This is a genomic window from Robertmurraya beringensis (assembly GCF_042433785.1).
GTDB classification, from domain to species: Bacteria; Bacillota; Bacilli; order Bacillales; family Cytobacillaceae; genus Robertmurraya_A; species Robertmurraya_A beringensis.
Genome location: NZ_JBHLUU010000010.1, coordinates 42818 through 69312, shown reverse-complemented (window position 1 = coordinate 69312; position 26495 = coordinate 42818). Strand labels below are relative to the sequence as shown.

Here is a 26495-nt window from a genome sequence, read left to right as displayed (position 1 = left end):
ATGAATACATTGGAGGGTTCTTATGTTTATCCGAACGGAGAGCTTCAAAGATTTTACCCGTTATTACCCCATTATAACCGGTATTGTCTTTATTCATATTGTTTTGTACTTGCTTATTGTTCTTCCCTTCTTTCCGGGTGGTCTGATTTTTGAAAGGTTAGCTGGTGTAAATCTTTATATTATGGAAGGGGAACTTTGGAGGTTGGTGACTCCTATCTTCCTTCATAGTGGGTTTCCACATCTTCTATTTAACAGCTTTTCCCTTGTGTTGTTTGGTCCAGGTCTCGAGCATATCCTTGGTAGAAAAAGCTTTATCACCCTTTATTTATCAACAGGAATTCTCGCAAATCTTGCTACCTTATTTTTAAAACCATTAACCTACACACATGTCGGGTCAAGTGGAGCCATTTTTGGATTGTTTGGCATTTACTTAGCGATGATCTTTTTTCGGAAGGAAATGCTTTCTCGTGAAAACACACAGGTGGTGTTAGCCATTGTCGTAATAGGTGTGATTATGACATTCGTTAACGCAAACGTAAATGTGACCGCTCATATTTTCGGTCTTCTTGCCGGTCTTATTCTTGGCTCCTTTGCCATTGAACGCGGAAGAGAGCTTACCTCCTCCTTTCAGAGAATCACCAAAAGAACACTCCATTCCTCGGGCGGTCCTAAAAAATGGAGCCCCACGTCCATTATGCTTGCCGTGCTCATTTTCTTAGCCCTAATTGGATTACTAAGTAGATAAAAAGCGCCTCAAAAAGGCGCTTTTTGGCTATGAGAATACCAGTGATAAATCTCCCTAGCTTCCTCTTTTTCAATATCAACAATCGTCCCTCCGATGGCTCCCATCCCCGATTTAATGAGACTTGTCATCGTAGCTAGATTCTTTCTTCTTTGAAAGAAACTTTCTTTATAAGAAACCGATTGAACATTATTCTTTTTCATAAATAGAGTATGCTTAATAAAGCCTCTATACTGGATATTTAGCTGCTGCCCCTCGATACTCCAGCCCGCATCTTTATAGATTACATATGACCAGGCACTAGAGAACAAGAAAAGCATGATTGACAGTAAGCCCCATAGCTTAAAAATGGCTATAGCAGTTATCACCAATGGAACCACCATCAAGGCTCCCCGGAACAAATACCTTGGAAGCGAACGTTTCGGCGGCTTATTAAATGGCTGCTTTGTAGCTAAAATCGGAAGATGCTCCTGAAGGATATGAGCAACCTGCGCTTTCTTCACAGCCGGTAATAATAGCACCTTCGATCCCTCTGTATTCCTTACAGACCCACCTGCACTTATAAGATAAACGGAACATAGTCCAAAGGGCTGTCTCAGAATGTTTTCAGAAATGCGAACGGCTTGAATTCGATTCAACGGAATGGTGATTTGTCTCTTTTCTAACAAGCCCCTAGATATGATGATCTCTCTCTCTGTTTTCTTCACCGTAAATTGAGCGAATTTCACCATCGTTCCAACTAATGCGACCACCCAAGCGAGTAAGAACCCTATAAAGACAAGCACAGATACGATGACGATACCATTTGAAACCACCCTCTCTACTTCTCGATAGGCACTTTCATACGGGATCAGATCATCCAGTTGAGACAAAAATGCGACCATGGCAGAAAGAACCACCCCCACCCCTCCAGAGGTAGTCGCTAACAACAGAAGTTCTTTAGAGGAAATTTGATAAATAACCTTTTCCTCCGCACGTTCTTCTATGCGCTCAACTTCGATATCCAAAGTATCTTCAACAAGCTTACTCTTCGCTTGAGCGATAATTTCTTGAATCCGATTCGCTTCTTCCTTTGTTATGGCGGTTAAAACCGCCTCCGCATCCGATGCACCACTTGGTCCAGCTGTTTCTACCTTCACCTTCACAAGACCAAATGGCCGGTGAAGGATTCCCTCAGAGAAATCCAGACTTTGAATGCGATCAAATGGAATATACCTTTTCTTCCTTACGAGCAGGCCATACTCCATTCGCAGCTCCCCTTCTTCCAATCGATAGGAAAAGCGCAGCCAATTTAATACGCCAATTCCGAGTACCAAAATGACGACGACAATTGAACCCATAAAAAACCAAAGATCACCTTCTGAAGCCTTTGTTCCAAACACAAAGAAAGCTACAAACGGAACGATTAGCTCTTTAAGTTGCTTGAAAAAATTCGTGACTGCCGCTATAGGATGAAGTCGCTTCGAATTAGACATCTTCATCCGCCACCCTTGCTAATCTTGAAATAAATTGACGCAGCTCCTCTGCCTCCTCCATCGGAAGCGCAGGAATTTCGTGTACGGTTGCCGCTGTAGATACATCCACAGTAGCAAGTCCGTATTTTTTCAAAAGCGGTCCTTGTCTTGTATCAACATGTTGCACCCTGATCATTGGGACAAGCGTTCTCTTTACCACAAACACACCTTGCTGAAGTTCAATTTCCTGCTCTCTCACCTCATAGCGCCACCTTTTCCAACGCAATAAAGGAAATAGGTACACATATAAATAAACATGAAGAATGATTGCTGCAACAGCAGCTATTACAACCCAAGCAGGCCATGAAAATACATTGGATAGCCAAATCACTCCCCCTGCCATCAACATTACGCTGACTGAGGTCATTGCTCCTGTTATTCGCCACACCGAAAGGGCCTTGTCTGAAATTCGTTTCTGCGGTTCATTCATATTTGCAAGCTCCCCCTACTCCATAGTAACTCTTCTTCTTGTCATACGGTTTGAGCAGGAAATAAGTTTCATTATTGTATTTCAAAACTCGATTGATCCAACCAAGTGATGTTTTTTTCTCCCTTTAAGTCTTCCACTAATTGAAATAGTGCAGCATCCTTCTTTTTCGCCTCAATCATACAATGAATTTCATGAACAGAACCTTTAATCGTATGTAAAAAATGCAAGAACATCTCTCGATCAATCGTATCCGCATGGGAACGGTATTCCTTCTCGGACTTCGGACTAGAAATATGCATCTTAATGGGTAACTTGGACAAATTCCACGTCGAGACAACCCGATCCCATTCCTTTTCCCATTCTGGTTTCTCATGATTCGCTAAGTGATGATGATAGTCAAACACTATAGGAATCCCTAACTTTTCACATAGGTACAACGTATGTTCGAGATGAAAGCTCGTGTCATCATTTTCAAGCATAATCATCCGCTGGATTGAGGCAGGCACATAAGCCCAGTTATGAATAAATTGCTCAAGTGCTTTTTCTTTATCCTCATATGCACCGCCTACATGCATAACACAACGATGCTCTGGGTCAATTCCCATCCCTTTGAGCAATGCTTCATGCATCGCAAGAGTCTTTATCGAATTGTTTAATATATCGGTACTCTTCGAATTCAACAGGACAAAATGATCCGGATGAAAATCAACACGGATCGGATGCTCTTGTAAATAGTGGCCGATTTCTTGCAATATTTCTTTTAACGGTCTCATATACTTCCAGTCAGACAACTGCTCATGATTAGCAAGCGGAATCAGTTTGGAACTAAAGCGAAAGAAATGGATCTCATTTGCTACATTATGCTTAAGAAGTCGTAAGCAGTTGGTTAAATTATTTTTTGCTATTCGCTCTAGCTTTTGAATAGCAGCTTCCCGGTCCGGAATTTGCGAAAATTGCTTAAAGGTCATTGTTTGTGATGGAGAAGCGTTTTGAAGCTCTACGCTCATTGCCACATACCCCAATCGAACAATCATTTTCAGTTCACACCTTCGTTTTCATATTTTGCATAGTTTGTGGCAATTCAGCTTTAGTATGTATGAGATAAAGCGGATGCGTACACGTCATAAGTAATCATTTTATGACGCGTACGCCGGATTTCGGTTGCGTTACACGTCATAAGAACACACTTATGACGCATAATCCCGCAAAACAGTTGCCTTAAACGTCATATAAAAAACCCCTAGCTTTCCGGCTAGGGGTTTGAACACACTTAACGATTATAGCTGTTTGATCTTGAATCAGTTCTGTTCGAGCTACTGTGGTTCGAACGGCGATTACCTTGACTTTGACCTTGTCTTGGCTTAAAAGAGCCTTTGCTTCTGTTTTTAGAGTCGTATTTCCCACGGCGATCATTGTTACGGAAGTCTTTTTTCATTGGTAATGGTTTCTCTTCCGTTAACGTTACCGGTGTTGAATCCGGCTCCTTCGTTAACATTTTGAGAACCGCTGCCACGATGGTGGATGCATCCTGTTGCTCTAGAAGCTCATCTGCCGCCTGCTTGTAATATTGTAAGTTTTCAGATTCGATCGATTGAAGAATTTTTTCGATGGCTGCTTTTTGCTGTCCTTCTAATGCCTCATCTAACGTTGGAGGCACCATTTTCTCCATCTTTCTCTTGATCGTTTTTTCTACCACTGATAGGTATGATTTTTCTCTTGGTGTAATTAACGTCATCGCCATACCTGTTTTACCCGCGCGGCCTGTACGACCAATACGGTGTACATAGCTTTCAGGATCTTGTGGAATATCGAAATTGTACACATGAGTAACACCAGAAATATCTAGTCCACGTGCAGCAACATCTGTTGCCACTAGCACATCAATGGACCCTTCTTTAAACTTTTTCAAAACAGACATACGTTTCGCTTGGCTTAAATCACCATGAATTCCTTCGGCCATATACCCACGTAAATTTAAGGCTTCTGAAAGCTCATCAACTCTACGCTTTGTACGACCGAATACAATTGCAAGCTCTGGCGCTTGAATATTCAATAGGCGCGTTAAGATATCAAACTTACTCTTTTCCTGAACCTCTACGTAAAATTGCTCAATGGAAGGAACAGTCATTTCCTTTGCTTTCACTTTAACAACTTCAGGGTTCTTCATAAACTTCTCCGCCATGCGTTGAATCGGTGCTGGCATCGTTGCTGAGAATAACAGAGTTTGACGCTCCTCTGGAGTTTGGGCAAGAATAGACTCAATATCCTCAATAAAGCCCATGTTTAACATTTCATCTGCCTCATCCAAAATCACTGTATGTACATTTTCAAGGCGAAGCGTTTTTCTGTTAATGTGATCAAGAATTCTTCCCGGAGTTCCTACAATGATTTGAGGGAATTTTTTCAGCGCACGAATTTGTCTATTAATATCTTGCCCACCGTAAATAGATAGAACTCTTGCTCGTTTTCCGTAGCCAATTTTATATAACTCTTCAGATACTTGAATCGCTAACTCTCTTGTTGGTGCAATAACGATTCCTTGAACCACATTCGAGTTCACATCAATCTTATCGATTAAAGGAATTCCAAAGGCAGCTGTTTTTCCTGTTCCAGTCTGCGCTTGCCCGATCAAGTCTTTGTTCTCCAAGCTAAGTGGAATGGTTTGTGCTTGTACCGGAGTCGCTTCCTCAAAGCCCATTCTCTTTAACGACTTCATCGTTGCTGGACTAATACCTAAATCTTGAAACTTTGTCATCAATGTTACCAATCTCCTTTTGTAACGAAAAATATTATCCCGTGTCCACTTTCCCCAAGGTAAGGGGGACGAAGTGAAACTTTCTCTGCATACGGCATCTTATGAAAAAGTACTCTTTATTTAAAAGAGCAATCAAAAGTTTCACTATGTATAAGGTAATTTAGCATCTATAAGTCGGGTAACACACCCAACCGTCTTAATCACTATAAAGTGAACAAGTATATAAAAGTGAAAAAAGACATTCCCCAAGTGGAGTATGTCCGAAAGTTGTCCTTCTCGTTGTCACTTTGAAGTTATCTTACCATCTTAAGGAACTGAATGCAATGAAATAGGTCTCTCCCTAATACTCCCCTTTAAGAAACGATAGCACTTCTTCAAAAAGCTGATTTCTTTCCTCGCAGTGGCAAATCAGGTGCTTCGCATTCTGATAAAAGACGATTTTCTTTTCCGTCGCGCTGATTCTTTCAAAAAGGAAACGGGCACTTTTGGGAGGAACAATTCCATCGACATTGCCTTGTGCAATAAAGGTTGGGATATGAATCTCAGGAAGCAACGGTCTAACATTAGATACTAATCGTCTAAATTGCATCGTCGCTGTTAGTGGTGTTTCCTTTATTTTTCGTTTGTAACGGAGGAACATTTCATTTTCCAACAAACCGCCTCTAAACGTATCTGTTACCATTTCTTTTATGTCTAATGCCAGCTGCTTTGGATTCATATAATAGGCAGCTGCACTCAATAAAACCAGCTTATCGACCGGATAATGAACCGCTAAATAGCTTGCAATCATTCCCCCCATAGAAAAACCGATCACATACACTTCTTCGCATGTTTCTAAAAGAGACTTTAATTCTCTTTCAGCGTGGTGAAGCCAATCATGGTAGGCTACCCCCTTAAGATCTAGTGTTTCACCATGTCCAGGAAGAGTGGGTGTAACAAGTCGCCAGTCTGTATGTTTTTGTAAAAAGGAAACTAACGGCTCCACCTCAAAAGGTGCACCGGTAAAACCATGGATACATAGACAACCAATCACCTTTTCTCACCCTTTACCAATTTCTTTACAATTCTATTTTACACCCTATTTCTGTAAAAGAAAGGGTTATTTATTGTAATTTTACACTTTTAGGGTGGAATCAGGTTTTATTAGCCGTTGGTTTTACTTATTCTCCAATGATTTCTGCTATTCGTGAGAGTCATAATGTAGTAGGATGATAGAGTAACGCTTTAAAGAAAGGATGTTATTATGACTCTTCCATACAAAATGATTGTGTTAGATTTAGACGATACTTTGCTCAATGACGAACATACTCTTTCAAAAAGAAACAAAGAAGCTTTAATGGCCGCGCAAGAGCTTGGGGTAAAAGTGGTTCTGGCTTCTGGCCGACCAACATTCGGAATGGTTTCTATTGCGAAGGATTTACAACTAGATCAATACGGAAGCTATATACTTTCCTTTAACGGTTCAAAAATCATAAACGCAAAAACCAATGAAGAAATGTTTAATTCTTCGATTTCAAGCGAAATGGCTCATCGCTTATACGACTTGAGCAGACGCGAAGGTGTGGCTATTTTATCTTATAAAGATGAATCCATTGTCATCGAAGAGCCTAACGAGTATGCAGATATTGAATCAACGATTACAGGGCTTCCTATGCAGATCGTTGATCAATTTAAGGCAACCATCACAGAGCCTGTAGTAAAAGCCATGATGCTTGCACATCCAGATGTTCTTGTAGATGTTGAACAAACACTTGTTAAAGAAGTCGGAGAGGAAGTAAGTGTGTTCCGTTCAAAGCCTTTCTTCTTAGAATTTACCGCTCTGAACGTGACAAAAGGAACAAGCCTACACCAATTAACTCAAAAGCTTGGCATAAAGGCTGAAGAAGTGATTGCGATCGGTGATAGCTACAACGATATTACGATGATTGAATTTGCTGGTCTTGGCGTCGCGATGGGGAACGCACCAGATGCAATTAAAGAAATTGCTAATCACGTAACCGACACAAACAACAATGATGGGGTTGCTCAAGTGGTTGAGGATTTTATTCTTTCGAAGGTAAAGGTAGCTTCTAAATAAAAACAAACGTCCCGGAACTACTCCTGGGACGTTTGTTCTATTTATTTCTGCAACTCATGAACTACTTCTTCTAGACGCATTCCTCTCGATGCTTTCACAAGCAAAAGAGTCTTAGTGTCCGTGTATTTCTTTAATTCGGAAATCAAATCCGTTTTATTTTCATAAGCTTTTACTCGATCCTCTGGGAGTACAGACTTTGCTCCCTCCGCTATGAATTGACCGAGCTTTCCATATGTAAATACATAATCGATGGCTTCCTTATTCACACCTGACCCTATTTCATAATGGAAATTCTCCTCATTTGGGCCAAGCTCAAGCATATCACCGAGTACAAGAATCTTTTTTTCATATCCAGAAAGAGTAGTTACCAGATCAACGGCTGCCCTCATGGATGTTGGACTCGCATTATAAGCATCATTGATGATTTTCTCACCTTTTGCTCCAGAAACAAGCTCCATTCGCATGCTTGTCAGTTTCAATTGAGCAAAGCCCTCATTCATCTTTTCAAATGGAACATCAAAGTAGTTCGCAATGAGCATGGACCCTAAAGCATTTAAAATATTATGGGTACCAAGTACCGGTAAATGAAACTCTTCATTCCCCTTATTGATCGTAAACCTACTGCCGTCATCCTTTTGAACGATTGATACAGGGTATAAGGTGTTTTCACTAGAACGACCAAATGTTTGAAGCTCAGCACTCCCCACATAGTCTGATAGCCCTTTCCGTAGAAGTGGCTCGTCTCCATTATAAACAATCAAGCCATTTTCCTTGATTCCTGAGATGATCTCAAGCTTTGCTTTTGCAATATTTTCTCTGCTACCTAAATCCTGTAAATGCGATTCTCCGATATTGGTCACGATCACCACATCTGGTTTTGCTAGCTTTGATAAAAACTCAATTTCCCCTAGTGCACTCATTCCCATTTCAACAACCGCAATATCCGTATCCTCTTCTAATCTTAATAACGTTAAAGGCAGGCCAATATGATTATTAAAATTCCCTTCCGTCTTTTGTACTTTATACGAAAGAGAAAGGAGGTTCGCCGTCATATCCTTCGTTGTCGTTTTCCCGTTACTACCGGTTATTCCTACCACTTTAACGTTAAGCTCATTTCGATAACTACGTGAAAGCTGCTGTAAAGCCTCTAATGTATCTTCAACCATTAGAATCGGAAGTCCAACAGGCGGGTTAGGTACATCCTTTTGCCATAGTGCGGCTGCTGCACCATCTTGAATAGCTGCTTCTACAAATTGGTGCCCATCCATATTAGCTCCTTTAAACGGGACGAATAAATTCCCCTTATCAATTTTCCTTGAATCAATGGAAACTCCAGAAATCTCTACCTGTTCAAACGGACCCACTTCATTTATGACCGTCATCATTTTCGTTAGTTTTTTGATCGTTCGTTTTATCACTATGCTACCTCCTACTCATTCCGATGATGAAGGAAAACACGGCAATTACTTGCCGTGCCTCCATTAAAACGTATACTTAATTTTTTGCTTTTCCGCGTGGCGCTCTTTAGCAAGTTCCACTAGCTTTTCAATTAACTTGGGATATTCCAAGCCAGTATGCTTCCACAGAAGAGGGAACATGCTAAACGGTGTAAATCCTGGCATTGTATTCACTTCATTAATATATGCCTTCCCATCTTTTGTTAAAAAGAAATCGGCACGAACTAATCCTGAGCAATCCAGTGCTTTGAAAGCCTTTATCGCCAATTCCTTCAACTGACTGTACTCTTCCTCACTAATTTCAGCCGGAATGATTAAAGCTGTATTTCCATCTTCGTATTTTGCTTTATAATCGTAAAATTCAACCTTAGGGACAATTTCTCCAGCAACTGAGCATTCAGGATCATCATTTCCTAATACAGCAATTTCTACTTCTCTTGCTGTCACACCTTGTTCAATAATGATTTTACGATCAAATTGGAAGGCTTCTTTACATGCTAGCGCAAGTTCCTCACGGTTGGAACATTTGCTAATTCCAACGCTAGATCCAAGGTTTGCTGGTTTGACAAAGCAAGGATAGCCAAGCGCTGCTTCTACCTGATTATAAGCCTCTTCGGTGTTTTGTTCAAAACTGCTGCGGATAAAAGAGACATAATTCACCTGTGGCAAACCAGCTTGTGCAAACACATTTTTCATTAAAACTTTATCCATTCCTACAGAAGAAGAGAGTACACCATTTCCTACATACGGAAGGTTTAACAGTTCTAGTAATCCTTGTACGGTTCCATCTTCTCCGTTCGGACCATGAAGAAGTGGGAAAATAACATCATAGCCAGCTTCTTCCCCTTTGTTTGATAATGCAGGTGTTAAAGAAGTTGGTGGGAGTGCATCACCTTCTGTAAAAATTAATTCTTTTACCGTTTCAACCGGACCAGTTAATAGCCCCCCACTTACCCAGCTACCTTCTTCCGTTATATAAATAGGATGTATTTCAAACTTGCTATGATCAAGCGCATTAATGACTGCTAATGCTGTTTGTAACGACACTTTATGTTCAGCAGATTTTCCACCGTATAATAACCCTAACTTCGTTTTCATAAACGTACCTCCATATAATCATTGCCTTTACTATTTTACCACTATCTATTTTAAGAAAGGAACCGTACTTCTGTGCATTTATGTAGTTTTTTTCCCTAAGCCCTTCGTTCTATAAGTATGTTATTAGTAGCTTGCTTCACAACCTTTTTCCTATTACCAAATGAAAAAGACGCATAAATTCATGCGTCTTCATCTATATCACTTAGCGAAAAAGTCTTTTCAACCAGGAGTCATTGTTTTCCTTCTCTGATCTCGGAAGATCTTCTCCTAGTAGATCCGTTTTTCCGATTTCTTTTCCTAAAACAAATACTTTAAGCTCGCCTACTTTTCCTTTACGTAATCCTCTTTGTTTAGATGGCTTGAATGTGACTTCAACACTTTCTTTTTCCTCTTTTGTCATTGGGTAGACGATTTCTTGTTCCGGTACCACCCCACCTAAGTAAGAGCCTTGGAAGGAGGCAAATTTCTCTTGGCTAACAACCTCTACTCTCTCATATTTTTGAAAAGCCATATTAAACAGGGACATATGGTCTTTCCAATCTTGTCGGTCATTGATGGTGACAACAATCAATTTCAAACCATCCTTTTCTGCCGTTGATACAAGAGTGCGTTTCGCTCGAATGGTGTAGCCTGTTTTTCCGCCTGTTGAATATGGGTACAAAATCGTAAGAAGCTTATTTTTATTAAACCAAGTTCCGATCGAACGATTTAAACTTTTGCAATGATATTCCTTTGTTCCTGAAATTTTACGGTACTGTTCATTTTGCATCGCATATTTTGTGAGCAAGGCCATGTCATAGGCGGTAGAATAATGATTTTCATGGTCATCTAAGCCATGCGGGTTTGCAAATACCGTTTTGGTCATGCCAATTTCTTTCGCCTTTTTATTCATCATTTTCACGAACTTGTCTAGGCTTCCCCCCACATGTTCTGCAATGGCCACAGCTGCGTCATTTCCAGAGCGGAGCATTAATCCATACACAAGGTCTTCTAGTTTTATTTTATCTCCAGGTTGTAGATAGAGAGAGGACCCTTCCGTGACAGATGCCTTTTTACTGATCGTCACCATCTCATTCATTTTCCCAGATTCAATCGCTAAAGTAGCCGTCATAATCTTAGTGATACTTGCAATACGCATTGGTGTGTGAGCATCTCTTTCAAATAATACTCGTCCTGATTCTTGCTCCATTAATATAGCCCCTTTTGCAGCAATGGCATGGCTTTTTGTTGGAACAGCAGTCACCGTTGACAAAAGTAAAAGAAATACGAGTATCCATTTTAAGTGTCTCATTCTATCCCCTTTCTAACATCAGTAGCAAGGGTTATTTTTTGAGTTTGAAGGTTTTTATATTCTTAATCCAATAAAAAAAATAACAAAAAAATCGACCCTTCGTAACAAAAAGGATCGATTTCTCTTTTAAGGAATAGGAGTGCATATTTCAATATAATGCCCGTCTGGATCTTCGACATAAGCAACCTTTTGGCCCCATGGTTTCTCTGTTGGTTCAAGTAATACCGGTACTCCTGCGTGACGAAGCCGGTCCACAAGCCCCTCAACGTCCTCCGTCACAAAGCCTAACTCAAACGTATGACTTCTTTGAATACCATCTGGAATAGGCAATCCAGTCACTTCTCTTCCGCCTGCCCTTGTATTCATACTTAAGATCGTTGAGCCCGTTTCATATTCAATGTAGGAACCAAACTCATTTCGAAGCTTTAATCCAAGTAGTTCACCATAAAATTGCTTTGTTTTTTCTAAGCTGCCCACGTACAAAATGACATATCCAAGCTTAACTTCCATAGACTTTTCTCCTCTTCCCTACTTTAACTAATTTCTAAACACCTTCGCACTTCTTACATATTCAACATCTTTGACACCTAAACGGAAATTTATTACTCTCGCTAGAGCAAAAAAGTAATCAGAAAGACGGTTTACATACTGTAAGCAAACACTTGGGGTCGTTGAATCTGCCTTTGATAAACTGACAATTAGACGCTCAGCGCGACGAGCAACGGTACGAGCAATATGAATCGCAGCAGAAGCCTTTGTTCCTCCTGGTAAAATAAAGCGTTCAAGTGGTGGCGCTTCCTCGGTATACACATCGATTCTTTGCTCCAAGTACTGAACTGCTTCCTCTGTAAGTTTCGGAACACGTTTGGCCGTTACATTGGCTAAATCTCCTCCGCAGTCAAATAACTCATGCTGAATTTTCTCCAAGTCTGCAAGAACATCCGCAAAAACATCCGCATTGAGCTCCGCAGCCGCTTGTCCAACAAAGCTATTTACTTCATCAATCGTTCCATACGCCTCCACTCGGATATCATCCTTATCCACTCTTCCACCGATGATACTCGTTTGCCCTTTGTCTCCCGTCTTGGTATAAATCTTCATGTGCTCATCATCCCCTTTAAATGGATACTTTCTTTAGTGAAAAGGCTCGTTCTCCCTTTTCAAAGGCTTTTTTCAAAAATAGTAATTCATAATAAAAATCATGGGACACATTCCAGTCCCAGTATGCTCGTTCGTCTGGTGCAAACCTAGCTAATAAATGCCTTATGACACCTGCATGCGTGACAACAAACGAACGTGTCCAATGATTATGTTTCACTTCAGAAATCATCTTGTCCCAACCACGATCAACTCTTTTTACAAACTGCTGAAAACTTTCGCCATTCGGTGTGGTCGCTTCTTTGTAATGATTGAGCCATTGATTATACTCTTCAAGATCCTTTAAGTCCTCATAGGTGCAACCCTCAAAATCACCAAAATGCATCTCTCTTAGCTCGCTCAATTGAATGGGTTTTACCTCAGGAAAGAATGCTTGTAACGTGGTAATACAACGGCCTAAATCGCTCGTAAAAAACCCTTCATACGTCGTTACTAGCGGGGAGGGTTGATGGCATAAAGGAGAATCCGTCCACCCTAAATAGGCTTGTTTTTTATTTGCTTCTGTTAAACCATGCCTGCATAATGCCAGAGCCACACAATCATCCATAACAACCATTCCGTCCCTTCTGCAGATGCTCCCAACACATCTCCGGTTATTCCCCCAAACCAGTGGACTGATTTTTTTTGAATAAATAAAAAACATAAAAAAGCACTTGCTAATAACAAGAGGAACGAGGGAGTAAGCGCTGGCATGAAAAGGCTTAATCCTATTAACACGACCATACAATAGAAAGGATAACTGAGTAAAGAAATCTTACTCAATCTTTCTCTAAAAAATGCGGCCAGTCCCTCATTCTTTGCAAGTGGAGCAAGGACTAATAACGCACCCATCACTCCCCTACTGAAAAAAGGAATGAACAGGATGACGATATACGTGTAAGAATGGGCAAAACTCGTGATTTCATATAAAAACAAATAGCGACCACTTAACAGCACAATAGCAGATAACACACCAAATGCTCCTGTTCGAGGATCGCTCATAATTTCTAATCGTTTTTCCTTGTCGCGATAGGAAAAGAATGCATCGCTTGCATCCATCCAACCGTCTAGATGAAGACCTCCTGTAAAGAAGATCCATGCCAACCATAAGATAAAAGCAATGGCGACTGTCGATAACGGGGTCCACTCTATTAAGGTGAAAAGAAGGACTGAATACATGCCTCCTTGTAAAATTCCTAATAACGGGAACATGCCAACCGCACGCTTCATATGCGTGGCATCCATTGGCAAGTTCATGTTAACAGGAATGGAGGTAAAAAATTGCAAATTCAATAGAAAAGCACGGACAATTTTCACAGCTTATCCTCCCGGACCTATTTTGAACGAGATTAACTCATGCCTTCTTTTCTCAATCTAGATTTCCGAATGGCTTCCGTTGTACATTCGAAGACTCCTCGGCTAATTAATCTACCTAGCTGAGTAAAGGAGCCTGCATATTCAATGGATGTCCCCTTTTGGGTAGCTGCAATTAAGATGCTATCTGTTGAGGTACCTGTTGCAAGTGTCCCAGTGTTTAAGTCAAGCACCTCTTCATTTTGCAACACCTTCACTTTTACTTCCGTTGCGGTCATGATGGATTGAATAAATGCTTCCTCCGATAATTCTCCATTCACGAAGACCCATGTGTTGATTGTACCAGGCTTATAATCAAACACTTCTCGATCCATAACAGATGCGTCTATGGCATTTCCAACACCTGCCGTCACGACTACAAAAATGGAAACATTGCCATCTATATAAAGCTTATAAGAGACATCTTCAAGCTTAACAGCAGTCATCATTCCAACCGTTTCCCCTGGAAGGAAGCCATTTCTTTCTAAATAGTGGGCCATTTCTTGTTTATGGTCACTACAATTATAGGTTTTGTCTACATGGCGATTAACAAAGTTCTGATACCAGCCCGTTCCGGAACCAATCACACCAGAGCTCATTGTTTTTAATGGTTGCTCTGTTTTTACTACAATTCTTTCTGATGAAGCCTGAATCACTGATGGGTCAACTTGATAGATCTCTTCAATCTGTTCATTTTCCCACTCAGGCAATAACACCATTTGTGGAACGGGAACCTTTGGATGAGGCTGTTTGGCAATTTTCGTATGGTAAACGGTTTGAATTCGTTCTTGTTTTAACACTTCGTTCGGAGTATCTTCTATCACAATCTTTCCCTCATGAAGGAGCAGAAGTCTGTCACAGTATAATCCCGCTAAATTGAGATCATGGAAAATAGAAACGACCATTAGTTCACATTCCTTTGACCACTTTTTCAACAGATCAAACAACTCTTTTTGATAGCTTAAATCTAAGTGGTTGGTCGGCTCATCAAGTAGAAGGATACGTGGTTCCTGGGCGAGTGCCTGAGCTAAGTAAACCCTTTGTCTCTCTCCACCAGAGAGATCTTGAATATTTCGGTCTTGAAGGCTCAAGGTTCCCGTTTGCTCCATAACTCGCAGGACCGTTTCCTCATCTTCTTTACTCCAGCTATTGAACCAGCCTCTTTGATGGGCATAACGCCCAAGCGATATCGTTTCTTTTACCGTGTAGGAAAAAGGATCTGCCGCATGCTGGGGCAGCACCGCAATCAACTTAGCCAATTCCTTGGGAGAATATTCGGAAAGCTTATTTCCATCAATGGAAATGGTTCCTTCAGAAGCGGGCAAAATTCCACTAATTATTTTTAGAAGCGTGGTTTTTCCGCTTCCATTCGGTCCTAGAATACCAAGCATCTCGCCTTTATTCACTTCAAAGGAAATATCTTTTACGATTGAATGTCCTGCGTAACCACCACTGACATGCTGAATGTGAAGCATGTTAACCACTTCTTTCTGCTCTTGTTTTAAGTAGGATGACCGCAAAGACAGGTGCTCCGACCAGAGCGGTGATCACCCCAATGGGAAGCTCAATAGGAGCAATGATCGTCCTTGATACTAAGTCCGCTAATATTAAAAAGGCACTGCCTGTAAGAATCGATAACGGGAGGAGATGTTTATGATCTGGTCCCCAAAGCATTCTTGCTAAATGTGGAATCACCAATCCAACAAAACCAATCGTACCTGAAACCGCTACTGCACTTCCTGTTAACATGGACCCCGCCATCAAGATGATATGCTTTCTTCGTTGGACATTTACTCCCAGATGATGGGCTCTTTCCTCTCCAAACGACATAGCATTTAATTCTTTACCGTTAAAAATCAAGATGGCTGACCCTATTAGGAAGAATGGGAGAATAATTTTTATGTATACCCATCCTCTCATAGAAACGCTACCTAGTAACCATCCAATAATTTGACGTAACTCCTCACCTGTTAAAGCAATCATTAATGAGATAAGGGCTCCAAGAAAGGAGCTAAAAATGATTCCTGTTAAGATAATCGTCTCCACTCGCATCGATCGCTCTATTTTTTGTGCAAAACCTAATACGAGGAAAATAGTGATAAAAGAGAACAAAATACTGAGAACAGGAAGGGTGAATGCCCCAATGACTGGAAGTGACAGTTGAAAAAACAAGGTAACAACTGCTCCAACCGAAGCACCTGAGGATACGCCTAATGTATAGGGGTCTGCCAGTGGATTTCTGAGTAAACCTTGAAAGGCAGCTCCAGCAATCGCTAGAGCTGCTCCAACAAGTCCTGCTAAGATAACTCTTGGCAGACGGATATTCGATACAATGTTTACATGCATTTGGTCAACTCCATCTAGTGAAACAAATGGAAACAGTTGTGCAAGTAAAATTTGAATCGTACTTAAGATCGGAACTTTCACGGTTCCTAGTGAAATACCTAATACAATAGCCAACAGGAGAAACGAGGCTCCCATGGTGTAGGCTGCTAGTCGATTAGTTATTAAATACTTCCGGATATACGGCTTTTGCAAGTTCCTCTACCCCTTCAACGACCCTTGGACCTGGTCTGTTAACAAGATCTGGATTAACATCAACCACCTGCTTATTTTTGATCGCACTTACATCCGCCCAACCTTCTCTTGCCATTAGCTGACCTACAGGGTCTTCAATGTAATTATAAGTAGCAATAATGACATCGGGATTACGTTCAAGGATAGATTCTTGGTCAATGCTTGGCCAGCCCTCAAGATCTCCCGTAGCATTTTCTGCATTTATGGTTTGTAGCATGACATCCATGAATGTGTTTTTACCAACTGAATAGATATCTGGAGCTGGAGATATTTCAATATATACCTTTTTCTTTTCTGTCACTGTAGCTGCTTTTTCTTTAATTTCTTCAATTTTAGCTTTCATGTCAGCAGTTAACGCTTCTGCTTCTTCTGTTGTTCCTGTCAGTTGACCGATTATACCAATTGTATCGTAGACATCTACAAAATTAACGGCATCATTTACGATGAACACCTTGATACCTGCATCCCTCATTTGCTGAAAACCAGCTTCAGAAGAGGCTGCTGAAGATTCGTGTGCTAACACTAAATCTGGATTAAGTGCAATAACTTTTTCAATATCTACATTGAAATCTCCTACTTTTTCAACCTCTGCTGTTTCTTCTGGGTACGTATCATTTGTTGTTAACCCGACAACTTTATCTCCTAATCCCAATTCGTAAATAATTTCCGTGTTACTAGGAATTAGAGAAATGATTGATGCTGGTTCTTCCTCTATTACAACTTCATTATCTAATGCATCTTTGATCGTAACTGGAAAGGCCGCTTTTTCCGTTTGTTCCGTTTGGCCTTCTGTGTTTTGGTTTTCTTCTGTGTTTTCCGTTGTGCTCCCACAACCAGCAAGAATCCCTAGTGATAGTACGAGTAATGCAAATAGTGCGTAAAACTTTTGGCGCATGTTCTTTCCCCCTGTATAATGTAAAAAATAAAAAACATCTTCCTACAAAGGCAGGAAGATGTTGGTATGATAGACGTTTTACACTGATTAGAAATAAAATAATAGGTAAGGGTCTGCCACACCACTCCTATCCTCGTAGGAAATTCGGTGTATAGCAATAGGCGAGTTTCCTGGCTTATGGTCATTGCTTGCTACACCTTCCCATACATATAATGTACAGTGGTATACTTGCAGCTTGCTCCCATTTACAGTGGCGGGACCGCGTTGGAATTTCACCAACTTCCTTTTTAAGTCTTCAATAATGAAGACACCTACTACTAGTCGAATTATGAAATTTTCTGCTACGTCTGATTATACACCAACCAAACCCCAAAAACGCAACCCTTTTTAACAAAAAGGTGTCAGACACCCTTCGTGGACAAAAATGGCCAAAATGTCCACGGAGGGTGTCTGACACCACTCGTGGACACTTTTTGCGGCTTTGTCCTTCTGGGGCGGACAGTAACTTCTTATTGTGAAGAGGTTTTCCTTAGCATAATATGGAATATATACAACATAGCGCGGAGGTCATGTCTATGGTAGTAGTGGTTTATTTCTTCTTATCCTACTTCATTGGATGCATCATGTTTGGATACATTATTGGAAGACTGTTTGGGAAGATGGATATTCGGAAGGTCGGCAGTGGAAACGTGGGTGCTCGTAATATCGGGCGAAGTTTAAATAAGACGGCCTTTCTCGCTACCTTTTTAGGAGATGCGTCTAAAGGAGCAGCAGCTATCTTTCTTGGCAGAATGTTAGGCTTTTCAGAGGAGATTCAATTAGCGGGGTTTCTATTTGTCCTTGTAGGACATATTTGGCCCATCACCCTTTCCTTTCAGGGCGGAAAAGGAATCTCTAGCTTTCTCGGAGGAATCATTGCTTTTGAACCGACCGTAATCGTGGTCATACTCGTTAGCTTCGCCATCACCTATCCCTTTTTTCGCAGCTTTACGATTTCTGGTCTGCTAAGCCTATGCATTCTTCCAATCTATTTCTTTATTGAGTCTTATACATACACCGGCGTCGGCATAATTGCACTCACCATAATTACGATTCTTTTTGCTCATCGAACAAATATAAAAGAAAAAGACTAGGGGGAAACCAAATGGGCTTGCTTTTTAAAATTGCAAGAAGCGAAGAAGAAATGGAGCAAATTCATAAGCTAAATTATCGTACCTTTGTCGAAGAGATCCCACAGCATCCAAAGTCTGATACAGAAAGAAGAGTTGACCCTTTTCATGCAGAAAATACGTACCTCATTTGCTTAAAAAACAAACAGCTCATTGGAATGATTGCGGTTCGAGACAAGCGACCTTTTTCCATTGATAAAAAAATTGGTCCAGTAGAAGATCATCTTCCCTTTCAAGCTCATCTTTTATGCGAAATCCGCCTCCTCGCAGTTGATGCAAAAAATCGGAACGGAAGAGTGTTTCTAGGCCTTTCCCAATTATTAGCCAACTACTGTATCAAGCAAGGGTACGACGCAGCCGTTATCTCAGGAACGACCAGACAAACAAAGCTGTACACACAACTCGGCTTCACCGTGTTTCATGATCCAGTTGGAACAGAAGAGGCACAATTTCATCCGATGTATATCACTAGAGACACCTTTGAAAAACAAGTCTCTTCACGCATAGGGATTTCTTCTAGACGGTTTATACCCGGACCCATTATGGTAGCAGATGATGTGACCAAAGCGCTTATGAGTCCACCCATCTCTCATCGCTCTAAAGCCTTTCTAACATTATTTAATTCTGTAAAGGAAAAGCTTTTGAGGTTAACCAAAGCTGCCAATTGCCAGCTTCTTCTTGGATCTGGAACGCTTGCGAATGAAGTCATCGCCATGCAGTTGAAAAAACTTTCGAATGGAGTCATTTTTATTAACGGGGAGTTTGGAAAGCGACTGCAAGGTCACGCCATCCGTGCTGGCTTATCTTTTGAAAGTTATGAAATACCGTGGGGAACATCATTTACTTTGAAAGAAATAAAGGAGGTTATCCAAAAGCATAACCCTGAGTGGATCTGGTTTACCCATTGCGAAACATCGACTGGAGTTCTCAACTCTCTGGCTGATATGAGGGAGGCATGCACGGAAAAAGATATAAAAATCTGCCTTGATGCTATTAGTTCCATAGGAGCTAGCCCTGTGAATCTCTCAAATATCTATCTTGCCTCAGGAGTTAGTGGGAAAGCACTAGGCTCGTATTCAGGTCTTTCCATTGTGTTTCACCAGCATTACATAAAAAAAGATGAAACAATTCCAAGCTATCTGGATCTCGGAGGGTATATTGAGAACGACGGAGTCCCCTTTACCCATTCATCTAATCTTATTTCCGCTCTTCACCAAGCACTTGAAATCTATGAAGAGGACCAACCTTTCGAAAGAATTGTTCGTCAATATTTATACATTCGCGAGTTTCTCGAATCTCATGGCATTCCTGTTCTATCTAAGTTAGAGCATTCCTGTCCGGCCATTATGACGATTCCATTTCCATCAAAAATACCCTCAACCTTTATCGGAGAGGATATGGAGATGAATGGCTATTTACTACACTACGAAAGTGCGTATCTGAAAAATAATAACTGGGTTCAAATCTCTCCTATTAGCAATATTGAGGAGAAAGAGACACAGCGCATGCTATCCCAGTTTAAAGAACTAGTTACATACTATCAATCATAATAAAACCACGAGTGTCCACCCCACGCGGACAAATCAACCCAATTTGTCCACGAAGGGTGTCTGACACCGTTTTTACTGCCATTGCTTTGTTTTTTTGTCGAATGTGAGGGTTGCGTCGAATTTGGTTTTAGACAGTTTTTCGTACTCCTCGAACATATCATCCATATTCATGTAGTCGCCAATGACCCAAATAGGTACTTCAATCTTCGTTCTACTTTGTACCGCATCTTTAAAAGATAATAAGATTCCCTCTTTCATCAATGGTTTTAACGAAAGAGATATATCGATATCCATCGGAGGGTACTCCCTCCTTTTTTTCAACCCCAAAATTCCCTTTTCTGGTTTGAACTCATTTAACTTCTCAGGCACGAGATCAGATAGAAGCCGATAAAAATCGGTTAATGTCCGGTAATAAACCTTATTCCACCATCCATCATCGTGAGCAAAATAACCATATCTATTTCTCAGATGTCGGTTAAATGGCTGCTTTAGTTGCTCCTTCATATGCCCCATATAAAGTAACTCGGCAATCTCCTCGCCTGATAAGGCATTTACTCCTTCAAGCTCCTCGAAATCCACCCAGCAAAAATCTCCATACCCATGTACATCGTCACCCATAAGCCGATGCAATTTCTCTTTAGGGACGTATTCTAGTAATGTGTGACGATTAAACTCTCCCGATTCGTAAGCATGTTTAATCAACAAAAGATGATTCAAAGAATCGGAAAGAGACCGAGCAAACTCTTTAAATTCAATCCCGTGTGTCAGAACATATTGTTCACCTTCATTAAGGAATATGTAGAGAAGATCGCGTTTCTCCTGATTGCTTTTTTTCACCTAGTAAACCTCCACAATAATAGTAATATCTCCCTTACTTATGACGAATGAACGTATAAAAAAGTTTCGATTAATTTCCCGCACTGTTCTTCTAAATAAAACTATACTATTGTATAAGCACTATATAATTCAAGCACAATCTTTACAATTCACAAACTTTTATTAAACATCCATTTTAAAATAACTTGTTTTTCTCTATAATTAGCATGTTGGTAAAATGAACTTCCCCCACCAAAGAGGTGATACGTATGATTACAAATATGCCAGACAATCAAATTACTTTATACATTATTAAAGCGTTAAAAGAATCCAAACGAAAAGAATTTGACGCGATATTGGATGAGCTTCAGCCTTATGATGTCGCAAGAATATATGGGGAGTTGCCCGAAAAACACAAAAAGAGATTTTTATTGTACCTAAATATAGACATGCTTGCAGACCTCATCGAGGAATTAAGCAAAACCGAACAGCTCGATGTTCTAAATCGACTAGGTATTGAACGTTCAGGGGAAGTCCTCGATGAAATGGATAACGATGACCTCGCCTCATTGCTTGATGACCTGTCACCTGAAAAAATAACCCAACTCTTATCTGGAATGAAAAAAGAAGAATCCAAGGCCGTTCAAGATATCATGAATTATCCTCCTGAAACTGCTGGGCGATTGATGACGAACCGCTTTGTATGGATAAGAGATTACTATACCGTCAAGGAAGCGGTAACCAAGCTCAAATCATTTACCGACTACGCGGAAACCATTAATTATCTGTACGTAATCGACCAATACCGTAAATTAGTTGGCGTTGTTTCCTACCGTGATATTTTAATGGCAGAAGCTGATGCAGTTGTTCGCAATATTATGTACGAACGGGTCATCTCTGTTTCCGTCGATACAGACCAAGAAGAAGTGGCCATGCTTATTCAACGTTATGACTTTATGGCCATCCCTGCTGTAAACGAAGAAAATGTACTTATGGGTATTATTACCGTAGATGATATTATTGATGTTGTCATTCAAGAAGCGAACGAAGATATCGAAAAACTTTCCGCTTCAGGTAAATCCATTGATTTTGAAACTAGGGCCTATGTGGCTGCGTATAGAAGACTCCCATGGCTCATCCTTCTATTACTAATCGGCATTTTATCTGGAAGCATCATAAGTACGTATCAAGAAACACTTAAAGAAATTGTCGCACTCGCCTTCTTCATTCCTATGATATCCGGAATGACTGGAAATACCGGTACACAATCTTTAGCTGTGGTCGTTCGTGGACTTGTCTCTAACGACATTAACAAACGCGTCATCACAAAACTCGTCCTGAGGGAACTAGGCGTTGGTGTCATTATTGGAATTACCTGTGGCATCCTTATTTCGCTTATCGCCTTTATATGGCAGGGCAATTTAATGATTGGCCTTGTTGTTGGTATGTCCTTGCTTCTTACCCTTATTATCGGTACCTTAGCAGGAACAGTGATTCCATTGATCCTTTATCGACTACAAATTGATCCAGCCATTGCTTCTGGACCACTTATTACAACACTAAATGATATTTTTTCACTCTTAACCTATTTTGGGATTGCTACACTTTTCTTACACCATATACAGTAAAGAGGCACGAAGTCATAGAGCGCTTCGTGCTTTTTATTTTACCTCTTCCGCTACGATTTCCTTTTTCAGCTTCTTTTTAAAAAGAAAGCCCATTACAAGAATTAAAAAAGGTAAGCCTACAGCAACCCCTATGCTAATATACACCCACCAGCCCTCTAAAAAATCAACCGCACGATTTTTATCAAAGTTAATCCAATAACCAAATGAGCTGAGAATGATAGCAGTAGGAATAATGACTTTCCGATAATCCTTTAGACCAAGCATCTTTTGCATAGCAACCGAAGCACATAACAAGCTCATCATAATCTGAGTAAGGATGGATAACGCAAAGAAAGCAATCATAATCATTTCATAGCGATGAACAAAATAACCAATTTGTGCACTTCTAGCCATCTGCATACAAGAAACAATTTACTGCGCAGCTGTCTCAGGAGAAAGAACGCCTGCCTCTAGAATCGGCCACATGATAATGAATACCATTCCGTACCCAATTCCAGCAAACCCCATTTTCCCCCAAGTTTTCTTATCGGCCACCATTGGTAAAATAATTCCCGCCATAATTGTAGCCATAGCCCAGTCCGTATTATGATGTCTACTTGCCCAAACGGTCCTCAAAAAGCCCATTTGAAAAGTGGGACGTAATTCCCTAATATCGAATTCTGATAATGAGCCAAACATGAGCAAAATATTTAAAGCAATAATCGAAAACACACCGATTAAAGCCATCCTAGCTATAACCTCTACTCCAAAGTAAATAGCATATGTACCTAATAAAGAAGCTGCAATGATAAACAATAGGATTGGTGCCTCTGGCAGGAAATAATCCTTTAAGTGAAAAACAAAGGTTGACATAACTGGCCCGTAAGCAGCTAGGAAAAATAAAAAGGTGATCAGCGCAACAAATTTCCCAAACCATTTGCCAAGTAACCTCGCCGCTTGGTCAATTAAGTCACCCTCAAGCATTCGACGGATGACTAAGATAACCAAGAACATAATCACTCCACCTTGGATGGTGGCAATCAGGGTTGAAATCCATATATCCCCACCTACTTCTCTAGCCATCGATCCTTGCGTCACACCAATTGCCTTTGCATAGATCATATTGATAATTAATGCCATAAACATACCATTTGAGATTTGTACCTTCATTAGTTTGCACTATTCTCCTTTTTACCGGAGTTCGTTTCCTCCCATAATAAGACGGAATCCTTTACCTCCACATTTACAGAGACTTTGATATCTACCGTTGGGAATACTTCCTCCCAATCATCCGCAATTTGCTTCCAGTACCCAGGATACTCATTGTGAAACACTTTCCCGAGCTCGAAGACATCTGTTTTATACTCCTTTTGCACTTTATTGATAGTCGTATCAATTTCCTTTTTCAGTTTTTTCTCAACCGCTTGTTCTAATTTTGTTACTTGCTCTTGATCATCGATAGAAAATGGACAACCCGCTTCAACCACCATAGCAAAAGCATCATACTCAGCAGTAAAACTTATTTGGCTACCTTTAAAATGAGGAGTCACCTGAAACATCTGATCCCTAAGCTCAACACTTACGGTTCGTTCAGGTTTACTTTTACATGGGGTGGTAACAACACCAGACTTTAATCTTTCTGTAAAAAGCATTAATGCCCTTGTTTCTTCTGGTTTTAACACTCCAACCAAACGATCTTCCTGAAAGACTCCGGCACCGGCCAAATCCACTTGTTTGATCGTAGGTCCCTTTTCTGGTTTTTTGTTAGAGACCATCACTTCCTTTAAGGAAACTCTAGCGATGATCGGTTGTGAGCTTTGACTTAAGTAGGCCGCCTGAACATCCATGATTTGTGAATTTGGAGCGACATTAGAAATTTCCCCATATCAAAAAAGTTTATTTAATGCCTCCCCCGGTATGAGCTCCAACCCCGTAACGGTGGATACTAAGGTGCTAGCCTTTTCTGGTGTAATAACAACCCAAGTTCTCATCCGAAGCTCTGAGTTTCTAGTAAAAAAATCAATCACCTGTGCAATTCCTTCCTTGGCCAAATCCTCATTGATAACAATGACTTGATTGTGGGCCCAAAAAACATTTCTTGTGGTAAAGGAAGACAAATCACGAATCGCATCAAACAAAGACTCACCTTGTCCCACAATGGTGAGAATAGGCTCTCCTGTCTGCCCAGAAGGAGCACCAGTCTGTCCCCTAGCATCTGCTGGTCTGGCTATCTGTGCCGTCACTTTAAAGGCGTTCTCTCCCTCGCCTTTATCGATACCTACAGCCATCACCAAGGCTAGGTCATTTAGCTCTCTCTTCCCTGCACAGCCCGATAATAGGAGAATTAGTATTAATAAAAGAGACCACTTTAAGTGTCTTTTCATTCTTCATCCTCCCCCTTAAGCTTGATGATACGACGGGCTTTCTTCCTCCGTGATCCATCTTTTTGTTCTTCTTCTTTACCCTTACCTCCTTCTTTAGAATAAGGATCTGTATTAGGTGGTTCTGGAAATTGATGATCTCCTACACGCTTCTCATCCCCAGTAACCCCAACTGGCCTCGTCTGCATTTTCCACCAAGGAAAGCGAATAATCGAATCCTTCTGATCATTCGGTTGGAAAGGCGTGGCCGGTGCTAAGTAGGACTCCCCAAAGGAGCGAAGAGTAAGAGCATGAATCACTAATAAGGTAAACATCGCAGAAAAACCAAGCAATCCAAGTGTCCCAGCTGCTATTAGCAAAGGAAAACGAATGAGACGAATCGAGAATGATGCCGCATAATTGGAATGGCAAACGACGCAATACCCGTTAAGGCAACGATAATCACCATAAACGGAGACACGATCCCAGCTTGAACAGCGGCTTGACCAATGACAAGTGATCCCACAATACTAACAGCTTGACCAACAGGCTTAGGCATCCGAAGCCCTGCTTCCCTCATCAATTCAAAGGAGATTTCCATCAATAACGCTTCTAGTAAAACCGGAAAAGGAACAACCTCGCGTCCGGAGGCAATCGTTAGGATCAATTGGGTAGGAATCATTTCTTGATGAAAGCTTACGAGCATCACATAAATAGAGGTAAGAGTTAAGCTCAGTACAAAGGCCAAATATCGTATCGCACGAAAAAAAACTACCCGTCATAAATCTTGAATAATAGTCATCACTTGCCTGTAAAAACTGCCAAAAGAAACTGGGGACTACCAATACAAAAGGGGTATTGTCAACAAAAATAGCCACTCTTCCTTCAAGTATCGACGATGCTACTTTATCCGGTCTTTCTGTACTTTGTACGGTAGTAAATGGAGATCGAGGGGCATCTTCAATTAATTCTTCGATATATCCGCTTTCTAAAATGGCATCGATTTTTATATCCCGTAACCTTTTCTTTACCTCCTCAACCAAACCTTCCTTCACGATGTCTTCTATATAGGCAATATTGACATCTGTCTTTGAGCGCTTCCCGATATTCATTTGCTCAATTCGAAGCTTGGGATCTCTAATTCTACGTCGTACAAGTGCCGTATTGGTTCGAATACTCTCTGTAAAACCATCTCTTGGCCCACGAACCACTTGCTCAGTCTGCGGTTCATCTACACCTCTTTTTTCCCAGCCTTTTGTTTGTATTACGAACACTTCATCGCTTCCATCAAGAATGAGGACTGCGACTCCGGATAAAATTCCATCCACCGCTTGACTAACCTCTTTGACGACCTGAAAAGAGGCATTTGTAAGCATATGTTCCTTCAGCAAGGTTAATGGAGGACCCGTTGGTAATGTTGTATGTTGCAGTAACCAATTTCCTTTATAAAGTAGGTCACTAATAAACAGTTCTATTTGTATGACATCAACCAATCCATCCGTGTAATAACAAATCGCTTGAACATTTTTATGCTCATGAAAGGTAATCCGTCGTTTGACTAGATCCACACTGCTTCCCAAGATCTCAGTCATCAAATTCTCATTATCTTGCAAATCTCTAAAAAAATGATCCTTCTCTTCCACTGCAGTCATAAATTGAAAACTCCT

General features: G+C 40.7%; 27 protein-coding genes, 1 pseudogene and 1 riboswitch. Of the genes and pseudogenes, 5 read left to right on the top strand and 23 right to left on the bottom strand.

Annotation, left to right across the window (positions count from 1 at the left end):
- The first annotated feature begins 22 nt into the window (after positions 1–22).
- Entirely contained in the window at positions 23–745 is a 723-nt protein-coding gene (locus ACFFHF_RS02055; protein WP_160549391.1) for a rhomboid family intramembrane serine protease, read from the top strand.
- 8 nt (positions 746–753) lie between these two features.
- Here ACFFHF_RS02055 and ACFFHF_RS02050 read toward each other — a convergent pair whose 3' ends face one another.
- The 5 genes from ACFFHF_RS02050 to ACFFHF_RS02030 all read right to left on the bottom strand — a co-directional run bounded on the left by ACFFHF_RS02050 (position 754) and on the right by ACFFHF_RS02030 (position 6474).
- Positions 754–2217, bottom strand: coding sequence for a PH domain-containing protein (locus ACFFHF_RS02050; protein WP_160549392.1), 1464 nt, complete (start codon positions 2215–2217; stop codon positions 754–756).
- A complete protein-coding gene (locus ACFFHF_RS02045; protein ID WP_160549393.1) occupies positions 2210–2686 on the bottom strand; it encodes a PH domain-containing protein in 477 nt (158 codons plus the stop codon). The genes ACFFHF_RS02050 and ACFFHF_RS02045 overlap by 8 nt, the downstream gene beginning before the upstream one ends.
- A 71-nt stretch (positions 2687–2757) precedes the next feature.
- A complete protein-coding gene (gene uvsE, locus ACFFHF_RS02040; protein WP_160549394.1) occupies positions 2758–3720 on the bottom strand; it encodes a UV DNA damage repair endonuclease UvsE in 963 nt (320 codons plus the stop codon).
- 236 nt (positions 3721–3956) lie between these two features.
- On the bottom strand, positions 3957–5441 hold the full coding sequence (cshA, locus tag ACFFHF_RS02035) for a degradosome RNA helicase CshA (protein ID WP_377057522.1): 1485 nt from the start codon (positions 5439–5441) through the stop codon (positions 3957–3959).
- Positions 5442–5781: 340 nt separating this feature from the next.
- Entirely contained in the window at positions 5782–6474 is a 693-nt protein-coding gene (locus ACFFHF_RS02030) for an alpha/beta hydrolase (RefSeq protein WP_340901856.1), read from the bottom strand.
- A 210-nt stretch (positions 6475–6684) separates the two neighbouring features.
- Between ACFFHF_RS02030 and ACFFHF_RS02025 the strand changes: the two genes are divergently transcribed.
- Positions 6685–7518, top strand: a complete 834-nt coding sequence (locus ACFFHF_RS02025) for a Cof-type HAD-IIB family hydrolase (protein WP_340901854.1) — start codon at positions 6685–6687, stop codon at positions 7516–7518.
- Positions 7519–7559: 41 nt separating this feature from the next.
- Here ACFFHF_RS02025 and ACFFHF_RS02020 read toward each other — a convergent pair whose 3' ends face one another.
- From ACFFHF_RS02020 to ACFFHF_RS01975, 10 genes are all read right to left on the bottom strand, one after another.
- On the bottom strand, positions 7560–8936 hold the full coding sequence (locus tag ACFFHF_RS02020) for a UDP-N-acetylmuramoyl-tripeptide--D-alanyl-D-alanine ligase (protein WP_340901852.1): 1377 nt from the start codon (positions 8934–8936) through the stop codon (positions 7560–7562).
- A gap of 63 nt (positions 8937–8999) precedes the next feature.
- Entirely contained in the window at positions 9000–10073 is a 1074-nt protein-coding gene (locus ACFFHF_RS02015) for a D-alanine--D-alanine ligase (RefSeq protein ID WP_377057517.1), read from the bottom strand.
- Positions 10074–10275: 202 nt separating this feature from the next.
- On the bottom strand, positions 10276–11364 hold the full coding sequence (locus tag ACFFHF_RS02010; protein ID WP_377057516.1) for a D-alanyl-D-alanine carboxypeptidase family protein: 1089 nt from the start codon (positions 11362–11364) through the stop codon (positions 10276–10278).
- 126 nt (positions 11365–11490) lie between these two features.
- Positions 11491–11874 (bottom strand): VOC family protein, encoded by a 384-nt coding sequence (locus ACFFHF_RS02005; RefSeq protein ID WP_377057514.1) that lies wholly within the window; start codon positions 11872–11874, stop codon positions 11491–11493.
- Positions 11875–11901: 27 nt separating this feature from the next.
- Positions 11902–12465 (bottom strand): cob(I)yrinic acid a,c-diamide adenosyltransferase, encoded by a 564-nt coding sequence (locus ACFFHF_RS02000; protein ID WP_377057513.1) that lies wholly within the window; start codon positions 12463–12465, stop codon positions 11902–11904.
- 16 nt (positions 12466–12481) lie between these two features.
- Complete coding sequence (locus ACFFHF_RS01995) at positions 12482–13078, bottom strand: histidine phosphatase family protein (protein WP_377057512.1); 597 nt, start codon at positions 13076–13078, stop codon at positions 12482–12484.
- Positions 13027–13818 carry an adenosylcobinamide-GDP ribazoletransferase gene (cobS, locus tag ACFFHF_RS01990; protein WP_377057510.1) on the bottom strand — a complete coding sequence of 264 codons (792 nt, stop codon included), beginning with the start codon at positions 13816–13818 and terminating at the stop codon, positions 13027–13029. The genes ACFFHF_RS01995 and cobS overlap by 52 nt, the downstream gene beginning before the upstream one ends.
- A 32-nt stretch (positions 13819–13850) precedes the next feature.
- On the bottom strand, positions 13851–15329 hold the full coding sequence (locus tag ACFFHF_RS01985; RefSeq protein WP_377057509.1) for an adenosylcobinamide amidohydrolase: 1479 nt from the start codon (positions 15327–15329) through the stop codon (positions 13851–13853).
- A gap of 1 nt (position 15330) precedes the next feature.
- Positions 15331–16392 carry a FecCD family ABC transporter permease gene (locus tag ACFFHF_RS01980; protein WP_377057508.1) on the bottom strand — a complete coding sequence of 354 codons (1062 nt, stop codon included), beginning with the start codon at positions 16390–16392 and terminating at the stop codon, positions 15331–15333.
- Positions 16355–17326 carry an ABC transporter substrate-binding protein gene (locus tag ACFFHF_RS01975; RefSeq protein WP_377057507.1) on the bottom strand — a complete coding sequence of 324 codons (972 nt, stop codon included), beginning with the start codon at positions 17324–17326 and terminating at the stop codon, positions 16355–16357. Before ACFFHF_RS01975 ends, ACFFHF_RS01980 begins: the two co-directional genes overlap by 38 nt.
- 143 nt (positions 17327–17469) lie before the next feature.
- Positions 17470–17656, bottom strand: a riboswitch (cobalamin riboswitch).
- A 245-nt stretch (positions 17657–17901) separates the two neighbouring features.
- Here ACFFHF_RS01975 and ACFFHF_RS01970 point away from each other — a divergent pair.
- A complete protein-coding gene (locus ACFFHF_RS01970; protein WP_377057506.1) occupies positions 17902–18459 on the top strand; it encodes a glycerol-3-phosphate acyltransferase in 558 nt (185 codons plus the stop codon).
- 11 nt (positions 18460–18470) lie between these two features.
- Complete coding sequence (locus ACFFHF_RS01965) at positions 18471–20045, top strand: aminotransferase class V-fold PLP-dependent enzyme (protein ID WP_377057505.1); 1575 nt, start codon at positions 18471–18473, stop codon at positions 20043–20045.
- Positions 20046–20117: 72 nt separating this feature from the next.
- Here ACFFHF_RS01965 and ACFFHF_RS01960 read toward each other — a convergent pair whose 3' ends face one another.
- Entirely contained in the window at positions 20118–20882 is a 765-nt protein-coding gene (locus ACFFHF_RS01960; protein ID WP_377057504.1) for a hypothetical protein, read from the bottom strand.
- 248 nt (positions 20883–21130) lie between these two features.
- Here ACFFHF_RS01960 and mgtE point away from each other — a divergent pair, with 248 nt between their 5' ends.
- A complete protein-coding gene (gene mgtE / locus ACFFHF_RS01955) occupies positions 21131–22489 on the top strand; it encodes a magnesium transporter (protein ID WP_340901837.1) in 1359 nt (452 codons plus the stop codon).
- A 33-nt stretch (positions 22490–22522) separates the two neighbouring features.
- Here the strand turns inward: mgtE and ACFFHF_RS01950 are convergent, their stop codons facing one another.
- From ACFFHF_RS01950 to ACFFHF_RS01920, 7 genes and pseudogenes are all read right to left on the bottom strand, one after another.
- Positions 22523–22888 carry an SLC5/6 family protein gene (locus tag ACFFHF_RS01950; protein ID WP_377057503.1) on the bottom strand — a complete coding sequence of 122 codons (366 nt, stop codon included), beginning with the start codon at positions 22886–22888 and terminating at the stop codon, positions 22523–22525.
- Positions 22889–22900: 12 nt separating this feature from the next.
- Positions 22901–23638: a GerAB/ArcD/ProY family transporter gene (locus ACFFHF_RS01945; protein WP_377057502.1), complete on the bottom strand. Its 738-nt coding sequence runs from the start codon at positions 23636–23638 to the stop codon at positions 22901–22903.
- Positions 23638–24243 carry a Ger(x)C family spore germination C-terminal domain-containing protein gene (locus ACFFHF_RS01940; protein WP_377057501.1) on the bottom strand — a complete coding sequence of 202 codons (606 nt, stop codon included), beginning with the start codon at positions 24241–24243 and terminating at the stop codon, positions 23638–23640. The genes ACFFHF_RS01945 and ACFFHF_RS01940 overlap by 1 nt, the downstream gene beginning before the upstream one ends.
- A 111-nt stretch (positions 24244–24354) precedes the next feature.
- Positions 24355–24852, bottom strand: a complete 498-nt coding sequence (locus tag ACFFHF_RS01935; RefSeq protein WP_377057500.1) for a Ger(x)C family spore germination protein — start codon at positions 24850–24852, stop codon at positions 24355–24357.
- Positions 24849–25208: a spore germination protein gene (locus tag ACFFHF_RS01930; protein WP_377057499.1), complete on the bottom strand. Its 360-nt coding sequence runs from the start codon at positions 25206–25208 to the stop codon at positions 24849–24851. The genes ACFFHF_RS01935 and ACFFHF_RS01930 overlap by 4 nt, the downstream gene beginning before the upstream one ends.
- The gene (locus ACFFHF_RS01925; protein ID WP_377057498.1) at positions 25202–25576 is read right to left on the bottom strand and encodes a spore germination protein; all 375 of its coding nucleotides are present in this window, start codon (positions 25574–25576) and stop codon (positions 25202–25204) included. The genes ACFFHF_RS01930 and ACFFHF_RS01925 overlap by 7 nt, the downstream gene beginning before the upstream one ends.
- A gap of 85 nt (positions 25577–25661) precedes the next feature.
- Positions 25662–26420 (bottom strand): annotated as a pseudogene (locus ACFFHF_RS01920) (spore germination protein); the annotation flags it as partial.
- Between the last annotated feature and the right edge of the window lie 75 nt (positions 26421–26495).